Raw genomic sequence first — 13,488 nt, forward strand, 5'->3', positions numbered from 1 at the left:
GGGATCGTCCTGGCGTTGGTGTTTTCGGTCACCATGCCCGTCCTAGGCACCGCAGGCCCCGCCGCGGAATCTGCTGACGAAATGAGGTATCCCATGAAGATCGTCGTTGAAAACACAGTCTGCCTGAATACCGGGGATGCGGCGATTCTGCTGGCGATCCGCCACATTCTCAAGACGATCGTGCAAGGCGACGTGCGGTTTGCCGTCTTCGACAGCCAGCCCGAGGTTGCGGAACGACTCTATCCGAAGACGGATTATCCCGACCTCGAATTTCATAAGCTGCTGTCGGAATCCCTGTTCCGATACAAGAATGGCAGCGGGCTGAGGGACCGGTTCAAGCCGATCTACAATCGGCTCGTTCTCCAGGCCCTGCGCTGGTTTGGCAGCAGCGCCCTAGGCAATTTTTTCAGCTATCGCGACCGGCGCGGTCTCGATATCTACGCCGACGCGGACATGGTGGTCACCACAGGGGGAACCTATCTCGTCGAGAACTACAATCTCGAACGACGCCTCAATCAGTTCAGGCTCGATGCCGTATTTGGCAAGGATCCGGTCTTCTTCACGCAATCCCTCGGTCCGTTCGACAAAAGTTACAACCGCCAGGAGCTCGGCCCGATCTTTAACCGCAGCCCGCTCGTCCTGCTGCGCGACGAACGGTCGCGGACCCATATCCGGGATTTGGTGAAGGATCTCGGCAAGTGCCACGTGGTGGCCGATGCCGTATTCGCCTTGGCGGATACCGACAGGATCGGCAAGCGTCTCGCTTCCAGCCAGCCGCCGGCGTCGACGGGCCGCGTCGCTATTTCGGTCCGCCACTGGAACTACGTCAGCGACGGTGAGGGCGGCATGCGCCGCTATCTGGATTCGATCCGCGAGATCGCCACAATTCTTGTCAGGGACCTTGGCAAGGAGGTGACCTTCGTCTCCACGTGTCAGGGCGTGCCGGAATATGCCCATGACGATTCCAAGACCGCGCAGGCCATCGTTGCCAAGCTCGATCCTGAGATCGCCAGCCACGTGACAGTGGACGCTTCGTTCCACACGCCGGACCAGTTGATGGCGCTGGTGAAGGGCTTCGACTTCGTCGTCGCGACGCGCATGCATATGATGATCATGTCGCTTTGCGTCGGCACGCCGGTGCTGCCGATCGCCTACGAGTTCAAAACCAAGGAAGTGGCCAAGCGAATCGGTGTCGACGATGTGCTGCTCGACATCGACACCGTGACGCCCGAAGAGGCGCGCGAAAAGCTCGGCCGGTTTGCGGGAGATCTCGACCGCTATCGCAAGACAAGCCTTCAGGCCGTGCTCGAAGAACATGCTTCGGCAATGTCGGCCACAAACCTGCTGGCGCCGCTGATCGCCGGCCGCTCAGCGGATATTGCGCGCGGCGTTGGACAGGGTGGTGAACAAAGCGCGTCGCGACTGCGGGACGGCAAGCATGAAAACGAGACCGATGCCGTAGTTGAGGGCAAGCGCCAAAAAGACCGCGAGCAGGTCTGACTGGCCCGTTAGAGACGCCGGCAACCACAGGTACAGGAACCAGGCAAGCAGGGACGAGGCGATGAAAAGCCCCTGCATGAGCAGGAAGTCGGCGGCGGTCACCGGACCGACGCGATGGACCAGTAGCGCCAGCACGGGAACGCGCAGCACGTAACCGCTGATGGCATAGGCCGCGGCAACGCCGACGGCGCCCCAGTGCAGGCCAACGACGAAGGCAGCGACGGTCGTCAGCGACGAATAGATGCCCCAATGGAACATGGTCTTCGTCTTGCCCTGACAGATGAATATCCATCCCGTCGTGCTTGAAACGGACTGGACCAGGCTGGCGATGCCCAGCCAGGCAAAGATCGGTGCGACCGGTGCCCAGCCCGCGCCGAAGAGAAGTCCGACGATCTGATTAGAGGTCAGCGTCAGCGCCGCGATGCCCGGCATGGTAACGGCCGCCAGCATCCAGTTGGTGCGCACATAGATATCGCGAAAGCGGGCCTTGTCATCGTGAATGCGGCTGAGCAGCGGCACCATGACCCGTGTCAGCGGCTGGTTGATGTTCTGCAGCGGGAACAACAGGAGCTTGTAGGCGCGGTCGTAATAGCCGAGTTCGATCGCACCGGAATATTTTCCGATGAGAATGTTGTCGAGATTGCGCGAGAAGAAGTTGGCGAGGTTGAAGCCGGTCAGGTTGGCGCCGAACGACAATATATCGGCATCGACCTTCAGGTCCGGCCGCAAAGGCGTCCAACGCGCCACCAGCCAGGCGGCAGCCAGGGCGATAGCTGCCGAAACCGCCGGGCCGATGACCAGCGACCAGTAGCCCAACCCCGCATAGGCCGCGATCGCGGCGGCCAGAAGTCCGGCGGCGGCGCTTATCACGTCGTTCAGTGCGAGCTGGCCGAACTGCAGGTGCCGGTTCATCAACGCCAGCGGCACTGCGGCCAGACTGCCGAGAAGCAGCGGCAGGGCAGAGCCAAGGGTGATGCCGGACATACGTTGATCGCCATAGAACGCGGCGATGGCAGGCGCCAGGCCGGCCACTACCACGGCACTACCCAGCCCGACGAGCGCGCTGATCCAGAACACCTGGTTGAGCTGCTGGTTGCTGATGTCCTTGCGCTGAACCACAGCCTGCTGCAGGCCCAGATTCTGAAGCAGCCCGACGAAGGCGACGATCGGCCCGACGGAAGCCACCAGACCGAAATCCTCGGGGACGAGCAGACGGGCCAGCACGATGACGGAGAGAAACTGGATCGCCATCTTGAAGCCCTGGGCGCCGATGGTTACCAGCCCGCCGCGCAGGGCGACACGACCGAACTGGGGGGGCGGATTGGCGTTCATGCAAGCGACCTCGTTTCGCCAAGCCGCATGGCGATTTCCACGAAATGTTGGTTCAGCAGATCGGAGTTGAACTCGGCCTCGATCTTCTTGCGCGCCGCGAGAGCGATCTCTTCACACGGCTTCGGATTCTCGGCGATCCAGGCAAGCTTTCCGGTCAGCGCCGCAACGTCCCGCTCAGCCACGAGAAAACCCGTCTTGTGATCGTCGATCAGTTCAGGGATCCCGGAATGATATGTGCTGACCACCGTCAGGCCGGCGGCCATCGCTTCCATCAGCGAAACCGGAATGCCTTCCAGATCGCCATCGCGGGCGCCGACGCTGGGCAGCAGGAATACATGCGCATCGCACAGACGCTGTTTGACTTCGCTGTGCGGCCGGGGCCCAAGAAAATTCACCCTGTCGGCAATGCCGAGCTCTGCGGCGATCCCCTTCAGCTGCTCGAGAAGTTCTCCGCCGCCGATCACCGAGTAGATCCAGTCTCGCCGCGGCAGGCCAGCAAGCGCGCGAAGCGCATATTCGATGCCCTTCTTTTCAGTCAGGCGGCAGACCGAGATGAAAGAGAGCGTAGCCTGCTCCCATGAACGCCACCGATAGTCGATGTCACTCGGCCGCACCCCCATATGGTGAACCACAACCTGCTCCGGCGATGCACCGACCTCAATCAAGGCATCGCGGAAAAACGCATTCACCGGCAGTTGAAGAACGCCCTTTTCGAACACAATCTTGTAGCGCGCGAGCGTATTGTCATGCAGCGGTTCGCCGACATCACGGCCGTGAAATATCGTCACCAGGGGAGCGGAAATCCTCCCGCGCTTGATGGCGCGGGCCACGCGCATGCCGTTGTTGCCGAAATGGGCAACGATGACGTCGGCGCCCTGCAGTTTTCGGGCATGAGCAATGTCGATGGCGGTCGAGAGCTTGTCCCAGAACCTGCCGGACCACTTCCTGAGCAGCGGGCGATAGCGACCCAGGCCACCCCACCAGCATATGACCTTTCCTGGCAGCGCCTGCCAGCGCGGATCATCGATGTTGCTGTCCCTGCCGAAGGACGTCTCGTTGCAGACGACGCCGACTTCCATGCCGCGCTCAAGGCATCCGGCTATCTGGTCGAGAACAAAGGTTTCGGACAATGAGGGGAACTTGTCGACTACGAAGCAAATCTTCATCGGCAGGATGCGCTCGTGCGGAGAGCCGGTGTGCCCTTGACAAAAGCCGGGCCGAAAACAGGGTGCCGGAGGCACAAGACATGCAGCATGGAACTCTACCGCTGTTGGCCCACCCGCAGGGACGTTAGTATAGGTCTTGCTGCACTGCAACATTTTTGGTGCACTGTAGCAAGATTTCCCTCGGCTTGGCGTGTCTGCCGATCAAACGCAGAGCAGCAGTGTCAGCCGGCAGATGAAGGATCCGCCAGGCCCTCGGAAACCCCGACATGACCGGCAGGTTCATGCGCAGGGCTCGATGTGGCCAGTTGGGTAACGATCTGCGCAAAACGTTCATTCAGAACATCTGCGTTGAAGTCGTCCTCGACTTTGCGGCGTGCGGCAAGCGCGATACGCTCGCATTCGGTCGGGTGCTCCCCGGCCCAGGCAAGCTTGCCGGCAAGCGCTGAAATATCTCGCTCGGGCGCAAGCAACCCCGTCTCCCCATCCTTGATGAGCTCCGGGATTCCCGAATGATACGTGCTGACCGCAATCAATCCGGCGGCCATGGCCTCCATGAGCGCGACCGGAATGCCTTCCATATCCCCGTCGCTGGCAGTGATACTTGGCAGCAAAAAGAGATGCGCCATGCGAAGCCGTCTTTTCACCTCTGCGTGAGGGAGGCTGCCGAGGAATGTTACGCGACCAGCCAAGCCCAGCTCTACGGCCAGCCTCTCCAGATTCATCCGCAGAGGACCGTCGCCAACAATGTCGTAACGCCAGTCTAGCTGCGGCTGGGAGGCCTTGAGGGAGGCCAGGGCTCGCAAGGCGAACTCGACGCCTTTCTTTTCGACCAGGCGGCAAACCGTCGTCACGACCAGTTGGGTGCCTTCCCACGATTCCCAGCGATAGCCGATTTCGCGGGTGTCAATTCCCATATGGTGGACCGTCGTGCTCGCCTGGGACAGGCCGGCTTCCAGCAGCATCGTGCGGAAGTAATCGTTGACGGGCAGGTTCAGGGTCCCATGCTTGGTCAGCCCGGCATATTGTGTCGCGAGCACTGCCTGCCGCGCCGGGATCGCCACGTCCGCGCCGTGAAAGATGGTTATGATCGGTGGTTTGAGCACCTTCCATTTCTTCAGTGCGGCTGCTCTCTCGCCGTTCTGTCCGAAGTGGGCGACAATCACGTCGCAGCGGTTCAGGCGGCGTGCAAAGGCGATGTCGAGAACGGTCGAGGCCTTGTATCGCAGACGCGGCGGCAGACGCTGTACAAATTTGCTGATTACAGCGGCCCATCGCCACCAATGTCGGGTTCTGGCGAGCAGCGTCGCCATCGGCTCGCTTTGCCGGTCAATTCGGTGGTCACCTTGCATCTTTTCGCAGACCACTTCGACCTGAAAGCCCCGCGCCAGCAGCCCAGCCATCTGGTCCACGACGAAGGTTTCCGAAAGCAGAGGGAATTCGCCGACGACAAAGCCCACGCGCATGACCCGCCCATAAGGTTGGGGCTTGCTCGGACCAAGCGGTCCATATCGCACAAGCCCTAATGTAGACAGGCAGAATACACGTTGATTGCTGCAGTGCCACAAGATATTGCACTGCAGCAATTAAAAGTGATCCGGACGGGCGCACGACGCCTGGACCTGGCTAACGGGAACTTTGCGCGACCACGGTCGTGCAGCGTCTCAGCTGAACTGCAACACGACGCGTTTAGGCTGCGCGCTCCAAACCGACACGTCTTGCGCGGTCGAGAACGCCCATGAACGTTGCGAACTGGCTGTCGGGGTTCATTTGCAGCCGCTCCGAAAACTGACGTGCTGTCGCTGACAGCCGCTTGTACTCGGCCTCGTCGCTCCACAGCCGCCTGACCGTTGCGACCCAGTCGGCGAGCGGGGCGTCGTAGTCCAGTACCACGCCGCCGGCGCCGATCGCTTCCGGCAGACCGCCGCGCCGCGAGCCGACCACGGGAATGCCACTACAATGCGCTTCCGAGGCCACCCGGCCCCAGGCTTCTTCCCATTTGCTGGGCGCAAGCAGGATTTTCGTGCGGCCGTAGACCGTCTTCATGTCGCTGGTGCGGCTTTCCAGCTTGACGTTCTGGAGGGGAGAGATTGTTGCTTCGATCCGGGCTCGATGATCGTCGTCGAGCTTCCAGCTTTCGACGAACAGGAACGGGATCTCGGGACAGGCGGCGGCAATGCGCACCGCAAGATCGAAGCCTTTTTCCTCATATGGATTGATGAGCGTGACAAATTCACCGGTCGTCGGTGTGCAGTAGAACGCGGGATTGATGGTCGGCGGAATAACCGTCGAATCGATATCGAATTTTGCCTTATAGGCGCGCGCGGTGAACTCGGAGTTGGCGATATAGACCGCCGAATGGAGCTCACGCAGATCGCCGGCCAATTCGTAGAATTCGACATTCCTCAGATAGACGGTCAGCGGCACGCCAAGCCTCTGCAACTCTCTGCCGATCGGCACCGAATTGTGGCACTGCACGACCGCGACATCCGGCCTCAACTTTTTGACGGCGAAGTCGGCCGCTTCCCAGGGGAACCACGCCCGTACAACCGGATAGCCCGGGAAATTGTCGATGACCGCGCGCTGACGAAGGAGCTTCATCTTGGCGCGCGCCCTGAAGCCGAACATGCCGTCGCCGAACAGGGCTGCCAGAACGGATGCCTCGTGACCGTTTTCGCGCAATTGCTCGACCAGGTGGTGGGTGCTCGACTGGACGCCCCCGCTGAATTGCGGCGTGTAGCCGGTGCCGCCTGCAAACAGAACTTTCATGAACCTGGCTCCGCGTTGTGCCGCCCTGCCTTCACGCCGCCATCCTGCCGATCGAGAAATACTCGATGCCGTGACGGGCGATGACCTTGGGATCATAGAGGTTGCGGCCATCGAAGATGACCGGCGTGGTCAGGGCATCCTTCACCGCGTCGAAGGACGGGGCGCGGAAACTCTTCCACTCGGTGGCGATCAGCAACGCGTCGGCGCCGCGCAACGCCGCCTCCTTGGTGCCGCACAACAAAAGGTCGTCGCGCAGGCCGTAGATGGCCTGGCATTCCTGCATCGCCTCGGGGTCGTAGGCCTGCACATTGGCGCCGGCCTGCCACAGCGCCTCCATCAGGACGCGCGCCGGCGCCTCGCGCATGTCGTCGGTGTTGGGCTTGAAGGCGAGGCCCCAGAGCGCGAAGGTCTTGCCCTTGAGACTGCCCTTGAAATAACGGTGCACCTTGTCGAACAGCACCGACTTCTGGGCATTGTTGCGCTCCTCCACGGCGCGCAGCAGCTTGGCGTCGAACTTGACGCCTTCGGCTGTCTTGATCAGCGCGCGGACATCCTTGGGAAAGCACGAACCGCCATAGCCGAGGCCGGGATAGATGAAGTGATAGCCGATGCGCGGATCCGAGCCGATGCCCTTGCGCACCTCCTCGATGTCGGCGCCGAGTTGCTCGGCCAGATTGGCCATCTCGTTCATGAAGGAGATCTTGGTCGCCAGCATGCAGTTGGCGGCGTATTTCGTGAATTCGGCGCTGCGCACGTCCATCACGATCATCTTCTCGTGGTTGCGGTTGAACGGCGCGTAGAGCTCGCGCATCACCGCCTCGGTGTCCTCGCTGTTGGTGCCGACGATAATGCGGTCGGGCTTCATGCAGTCGGCGACGGCGGAACCTTCCTTGAGGAACTCAGGATTGGAAGCGACGTCGAAAGCCAGGTCCTGGCGCCCGCGCGCCTTCAGCGTCTCGGCGATTTTGGCCTTCACCTTTTCGCAGGTGCCGACCGGCACGGTCGACTTGCCGACGACGATCTTGGGACTGTCCATCTCGCGGCCGATGGTCTCGGCCACCGCCAGCACATATTTGAGGTCGGCCGAACCGTCCTCGCCGGGTGGCGTGCCGACCGCAATCATCTGGATCTCGCCATGCTTGACGCCGGCGGCGGCATCGGTGGTGAACTTGATCCGGCCGGCTGCGTGGTTCTCCTTGACCAGGGCCTCCAGTCCCGGTTCGAAAATCGGCACCAGGCCCTGGTTGAGCCGCTCGACCTTCTTTTCATCGACATCGACGCACACCACCTGGTGCCCGACCTCAGCCAGCACCGCAGCCTGCACGAGACCGACATAGCCAATTCCAAAGACCGTCAAATTCATTCGGGTTAATTCCTGTTCACGCCCTTTGGCCTTATATGGCCGGGCCGGTTCAGATTACTTTATGCTGCTTACACTGCATGCCAGCGATTCCGGAAACTGGCACGGCTGGCCGAGCGCGGTGAAGGCCACGCGCTGCACCTGCATCGTCACCTGGCGGCCGGGGTCCGAAAAGGCGCCCATCCAGTTTTTCAGCGTGTCGCTGCCCCAGAGGCTGAAGAATATCTTCTGCGAGTGGGTCGGCAATTGCTCGGGATTGGTCACTTCCTGGACCAGCTTGCCGTTGACGTACCAGCGCAGCCGGTCCTTTTCCCAGATAAAGGCATAGTCGTTGAAGCCCTTGTCGGCGCCGCCTTCGACCTCGGCCAGCTTCTCGTTCTTGGGCTTGCCGGCGATGTAGCTGTTGACCTGCACCTTGGATGTATCCTTGGTCAGCACCTCGAAGTCGATCTCATACCAGGGCTGTTTGTCGGCAGGGCCGATATAGGTGAAGAAAGCGGCGTTGAGACCGGATCCGGTGTCGGTCTTCATCCGTGCTTCATAGGTCCCATATCCGAAGCGCTGCTTGGTCTGGATCTCGGCGCAGGCGAACTCGCGGTCCTTCAGTTTGCGCTTTTCGAAGCCGAGCGTCAGCATGTTGTCGGAAAATTTTACCAGGCTTTTCGACCAGGTGCAGTTCTGGTGATTGCCGTTCGACCAACCGTCGGAGACATACCAGCGCGAACGATCGAAACTCTTGAAATCGTCGACGAAGGACGGTGCGCTTTGCATCTCCGGGGAGGCGTCCTGGGCGCGGGAGGGGTGGGCGGCGCCGAGCAGAGCTGCGGCTGCCGCCAACAGAAGCGCACCAACGGATAGAAGACGCGTTGGGTTTACAAGACGCATTGGCCGATTTGGCCGCGTTGAAATCATGGCATCGATTGCCGCCATGGGCGTCGTCTTCGGATCTGCGTTCATATCAATTCACCTTTGTGCTGTTCCGCCCCAACCCAAAGTCACCGATTGGCCCACATTGCTAACGGGCCGATCCCGATCCTCCGTCCCCGAACTTTCTCTTCTGTGTCTCGTGTGACCGTGTTCAGCCGAAGCGACCTGCGGGTTTGACATATTCCCCGTGCGAATCAGAACTCTGGCCATCCTCGCCGACGATCGCGTCGAGTGAATGACGCAGTTCCTTCATCCGGCTCGTCTGGCGCACCAGCTCGGCGATGCGCTGTTCGCAGTTCAGGATGGACTTCGTCAGCTCGCCGACTTCCGACAGCTTGCTTGCCGACGCCGAGCCGTTCTCCATCGACTCGACCAGGAAGGCCGCGTTGGTGGACTTCGACCGGTAGCGGGCCTCCAACCCGGTCTTCTCGGCCGCAATCTCGGCCGTGATCTGATCCAACAGCTTTGCCAGACGGTCGAAACGCGCCAGATCGGTCTGCTTGTCGCGCGCTGGGTCCCTGGACCTGAAGCCGAAAATTGAAGCCATCCGGTTGGCCTTCCAAAATTGCTGCACCGCAACATACAGTGCCATCGTCGGGGCGTGTAGGCAACCTCCGAGTTTCAGAAAGGCAATTTTTTCAGCCTTGCGGCCGCCGTCCCGGACTTGGCGGAGCCTACTTTTGCGCCGCCGTGCTGGTAGCGGCCATGAGGAAGCGCAAGGGCGGCACCGGCTGCTGCCGCGGGGGCAGACCGGCGTGGCGAAACAACGCATCGAGCTTGTCGGCGGCCACGCCGACAACGATGGGAATGAAGTTCGACTGGCTGGCCAGCGCGTAGGCGGCGGCAGACGCCATGCCGCGCTCGGCCTTCACATCGAGAAAATTGCGCAGCCGGTATTTGTCACGCACATGCCGCTCGTGCTTGCGCAGCAGGGCCTTGGAGCCTTCCGGCAGGCTGTCGATCTTGAGCAGTGCCAGATCCGCATCGGCGAGGCGCTTCAGATCCTGTGTCTTGTGGCGCCCGCTCAGCGAATCGGCGCGCACGATCGCGCCATAGCCGCAGGAACGGATGACCTTGAAGCGTGCGCCAAGGGCAAAGGCGCGGGCGTACAGTTCATAATCTTCGCCGAGACGCAGGTTCTCGTCGTAACGCAGCCCATGCCTGTCGAGGAAAGCTCTTGATATCACCGGCTTGAGAAAGCCGAGTTCGCCGCGCTGGACACGCCGTCTGGAGATGTTGCCCTCGATGAACCGCTCGAAGTCGAGGAATTCCGGGTCCGCCGAAAAGGACGGGGCGACGATCTTAGAGACGTCGGTCGCCGTATCGTCACGGATCAGCATGATGTTGTCGGCGGCGAAATCCCAGTCGGTGCTGGCAAACAGCTGGCGAAACCGTCCCTGAAGGAAGAAATCGTCGGCGTCGAGAATGCTGATGAAAGGCGATTTCGACCCGGCAATGGCGGCATTGCGAGCGAAGGACGGGCCGCGATTGACGTCGAGCCGGATGACCGAAAGCCGACCGCTGCCATCGTCGGCAGCGCTGGCCACTTTTGCGGTGTCGTCGGTGGAGGCGTCGTCGACGACAACGACTTCCGCCACCTCCGGCTCGCGCAGCGCCGAGGCGATGGCTGCGGGAATGGTCCGGGCCGCGTTGCGCGCCGCGATGATCACGCAGACCCGGGATTCTGTCATGGACATAGGGTGGCCTTTCGATTGCATAAAGTGTCGCATTGGTCCCTCGCCCTCCCGGCGCGCGGCGCCGGACCCAGATCCATCCCCCGATCCATCCCCAGCGGATCGGGACGGAACGTTATCTGCCTGCTGCATGACGACCCTCATCGTCACCGGCTTTCCCGCTCGAAAATCCGCCGGCTGAGGTCGGCTGACGCGGCCCAGCCGGCCTCGGTCAGGTAGCGGACAGGTTCGCGGCCGCACAATTCCCACAAAACGGTGCGCCGTTGCGGCCATCTGAGCGACGACAGCCACGGCGCGATGACCATGTGGAACAGGTCTTCATTGCCGATGCGTGACAGGATCCTGGTGGCCCGATCCGACAGCAGCGTGCCGGCGCCACCAAGCAGCACATCGGCGGCGCGCAGGCCCAGCAGCAGGGTGTCAGCCAGCCCCTGCTCGGCCGCGTAGTCGAGCACAGTCTGCTGCTCGGCCTCGCTCAGCCGACCGGCAGCGGCCCGGATATCGCAGACATAGCCCGCGCATGGCTCGCGGTTGAACAGCGCCTTTGCGACACTGATGCAGGACAGAAGCAAAGTGTCGGAGGCCGAGATGAACGGCACGCTGGAGCCGGCGATCGCAAGCGCGCGCTTGCGGCGCAGGAACCCTTCCGTATCGCGCGGGCTGGGCGATCCCGGCTGCTGGAGCCGGTAATGGAGATCGACGGTGGACAATTTCCGACCTTGGCTGCGAACCATGTGCTGCTCGCCCAGAAAGCGCACCCACCAGACGGAGCGGGACTTGCCGGCGACCTCGTAGCCGATCGAGCGCAGCGCATCGCGAGCTCTAAAGAAGCCGGCCGGCGACACCAATATGTCGACATCTCCGGACGGCTTCATGAAATGGTCGCCATAGAGCAGTTGCTGCTGGAGGGGGCCCTTCAGGAAGACGAAATCGATGCCGCTGCCGCGCAGCGCCTTGTCGATGGCCATCGAATCCATGATGCCGGACGAGTTCATCGCAATCGTGCGCCGGCGATAAGTGTCGAGCCACTCGAGCAATCCCGGCGGCGTCTCGCCCGCCGGTGGGCGCGACAGCGCCTTCAGCATGAAGGTGGCGACCTTGTTCAGCCTGGCGATATCGCAAACATCGGCAACGGAGATGGCCGGTGCAGGCGCGGCGCTGGGGCTCGCCCTGGAGGCGAAGAACAGCCGCAGGCAAGCCTGCACATAGGCCACTTCGTCGGCGCAGCCAGCGGCGCGCAACCTTTCGAAGGTCCCTTCCTGCAATGCCATATGCTGCAGCATCTCCGCAAAAAATTCGCCAGGCGCGTTATATTGCAACTGCGAAGCAAAGCATCGCCAAATTCATGCGCCGCGTCCAGTTTTTCCTTTGGCGCCAATTTTCCTGCAACCTGAACGTTTCGCAACACAGTCCTACAACGAGATGCAAGGCGCCGCCTGATCGGGGCTTGTGGCGGGTACGTCAGCAACAATTTTGTAGGAATGCGCCAGCGCCCAAGTGAGGAGCATTCGAAGGAAAACTTAACGTAATTAAATCAGATACTTAGTTGATGGCCTCGGACACTCTGCTGAATTCTCCTGGGATGTGAAAATGCAAAGCGCTTTGATCACCATTGAAGGGAGTCGCAACCGAGAATTGATTAACGGCTGGTAAATCAGGCTTGACTCATAAATGCTGCCATGCAGCTATTGCGGTGCAGCAATAGCTCGCTGCCGGCAATCGACAGGCCGCTTCCAGTCCGCAAGTGGAGAGTAAATTGGAACAGAATGTTGAAAAGCATGAGTACGAAACCCCTAGCCTGACGGTCCACGGCTCGATCGAGACCATCACGCAAGGCGGTAGCGGTACTACGGCACTCGACGCCTCGTTTCCGGCACATACGCCGGTCGGCGAACTCACCTTCTCCTGAGTATTCTCTCGTTGGGGTGACAAAGTCCGGACTCTGCAAACAGAGCGCACTAAGGAGAGTCGGGGGTCAAACCCCGGCTCTCGCGTCTTTGTCCGGAATTGCCGAAGCGTTGGTTGTGAGCGAGGTTTAGGATGGACTGGAACCCCACGGACCATGATCGGATGAGCGCGAGCAAGGATGCCGTGGCCTGCGAATTCGGCAACGGCCTAGCGCTGCTCGATATGAGGTCCAACATCTATTACAGCCTGAACGGCGTCGGCGCCTATATCTGGGAGCTGATCCAGGAGCCGCGGCCGATTTCCGAAATCCGCAGCGCCGTGCTGGATCGCTACAATGTCGATCCGGAACGCTGCAAGGCCGATGTCGATGGATTGTTGAAGGGCTTGGCGGACGCCGGGCTTGCGAGGCTCCATGATGAGGAACTTGTCTAGAGCTTTCTCACTGAGCGGGCCGGAGATGCTCTTTCTCGCCCACTGCCTTGCGGTGGTCGTGTCGGTGCGGCTGGGGCTGACGCTGCTTTCCTACAACAAAGTGCGCCGCATGGTGACCCGGCTCGACGCGCGCGAACCAGCCGACATCGGCGATCTCAGGCGTGTCGCCTGGGGCGTGGCTGCGGCTGCCCGCCTGGTGCCTGGCGCAAGCTGTCTGACCCAAGCGCTTTCCGGCCAATATTTGCTTGCCCGCCAGGGCAACGCCTCAAAAATCCGCATCGGCATCGAGCGCGATACCGGCACCGAGTTGAAGGCGCATGCCTGGCTGGTCAGCGGCGACCATATCGTGCTCGGCGGCTCGCTTGGCAGGTTTAACCATCTCGTCGACCACGGCCAGTGAGCG

General features: G+C 61.3%; 12 protein-coding genes and 1 pseudogene. 4 read left to right on the forward strand and 9 right to left on the reverse strand.

The window, feature by feature from the left end; genetic code table 11:
• Positions 1-93: 93 nt before the first annotated feature.
• Positions 94-1,143 (forward strand): annotated as a pseudogene (locus NKH22_RS05100) (polysaccharide pyruvyl transferase family protein); the annotation flags it as partial.
• A 225-nt stretch (positions 1,144-1,368) separates the two neighbouring features.
• Here the strand turns inward: NKH22_RS05100 and NKH22_RS05105 are convergent.
• The 9 genes from NKH22_RS05105 to NKH22_RS05145 all read right to left on the reverse strand — a co-directional run bounded on the left by NKH22_RS05105 (position 1,369) and on the right by NKH22_RS05145 (position 12,016).
• Entirely contained in the window at positions 1,369-2,832 is a 1,464-nt protein-coding gene (locus tag NKH22_RS05105) for a lipopolysaccharide biosynthesis protein (RefSeq protein ID WP_023684224.1), read from the reverse strand.
• Complete coding sequence (locus NKH22_RS05110; protein WP_352909201.1) at positions 2,829-3,998, reverse strand: glycosyltransferase; 1,170 nt, start codon at positions 3,996-3,998, stop codon at positions 2,829-2,831. Before NKH22_RS05110 ends, NKH22_RS05105 begins: the two co-directional genes overlap by 4 nt.
• Positions 3,999-4,219: 221 nt before the next feature.
• Positions 4,220-5,461 (reverse strand): glycosyltransferase, encoded by a 1,242-nt coding sequence (locus tag NKH22_RS05115; RefSeq protein ID WP_352909080.1) that lies wholly within the window; start codon positions 5,459-5,461, stop codon positions 4,220-4,222.
• Between the two features lie 223 nt (positions 5,462-5,684).
• Positions 5,685-6,764, reverse strand: a complete 1,080-nt coding sequence (locus tag NKH22_RS05120) for a glycosyltransferase (protein WP_352909081.1) — start codon at positions 6,762-6,764, stop codon at positions 5,685-5,687.
• 31 nt (positions 6,765-6,795) lie between these two features.
• Positions 6,796-8,127 carry a UDP-glucose dehydrogenase family protein gene (locus NKH22_RS05125; RefSeq protein ID WP_023755600.1) on the reverse strand — a complete coding sequence of 444 codons (1,332 nt, stop codon included), beginning with the start codon at positions 8,125-8,127 and terminating at the stop codon, positions 6,796-6,798.
• A gap of 54 nt (positions 8,128-8,181) precedes the next feature.
• Positions 8,182-9,081 carry an endo-1,3-1,4-beta-glycanase ExoK gene (gene exoK, locus NKH22_RS05130; RefSeq protein WP_023668806.1) on the reverse strand — a complete coding sequence of 300 codons (900 nt, stop codon included), beginning with the start codon at positions 9,079-9,081 and terminating at the stop codon, positions 8,182-8,184.
• Positions 9,082-9,202: 121 nt separating this feature from the next.
• The gene (locus NKH22_RS05135; protein WP_488494595.1) at positions 9,203-9,511 is read right to left on the reverse strand and encodes a hypothetical protein; all 309 of its coding nucleotides are present in this window, start codon (positions 9,509-9,511) and stop codon (positions 9,203-9,205) included.
• 214 nt (positions 9,512-9,725) lie between these two features.
• A complete protein-coding gene (locus NKH22_RS05140) occupies positions 9,726-10,748 on the reverse strand; it encodes a glycosyltransferase family 2 protein (RefSeq protein WP_023742531.1) in 1,023 nt (340 codons plus the stop codon).
• A 143-nt stretch (positions 10,749-10,891) separates the two neighbouring features.
• The gene (locus NKH22_RS05145; protein WP_023711260.1) at positions 10,892-12,016 is read right to left on the reverse strand and encodes a nucleotidyltransferase family protein; all 1,125 of its coding nucleotides are present in this window, start codon (positions 12,014-12,016) and stop codon (positions 10,892-10,894) included.
• A gap of 485 nt (positions 12,017-12,501) precedes the next feature.
• Here NKH22_RS05145 and NKH22_RS05150 point away from each other — a divergent pair, with 485 nt between their 5' ends.
• The 3 genes from NKH22_RS05150 to NKH22_RS05160 all read left to right on the forward strand — a co-directional run bounded on the left by NKH22_RS05150 (position 12,502) and on the right by NKH22_RS05160 (position 13,485).
• Positions 12,502-12,654: a lasso RiPP family leader peptide-containing protein gene (locus NKH22_RS05150; protein WP_023684233.1), complete on the forward strand. Its 153-nt coding sequence runs from the start codon at positions 12,502-12,504 to the stop codon at positions 12,652-12,654.
• A 161-nt stretch (positions 12,655-12,815) separates the two neighbouring features.
• A complete protein-coding gene (locus tag NKH22_RS05155) occupies positions 12,816-13,085 on the forward strand; it encodes a PqqD family protein (protein WP_245261370.1) in 270 nt (89 codons plus the stop codon).
• Between the two features lie 25 nt (positions 13,086-13,110).
• The gene (locus NKH22_RS05160; protein ID WP_245263585.1) at positions 13,111-13,485 is read left to right on the forward strand and encodes a lasso peptide biosynthesis B2 protein; all 375 of its coding nucleotides are present in this window, start codon (positions 13,111-13,113) and stop codon (positions 13,483-13,485) included.
• Positions 13,486-13,488: the final 3 nt, after the last annotated feature.

Source organism: Mesorhizobium sp. M1252 (assembly GCF_040318265.1).
Taxonomy (GTDB): Bacteria; Pseudomonadota; Alphaproteobacteria; order Rhizobiales; family Rhizobiaceae; genus Mesorhizobium.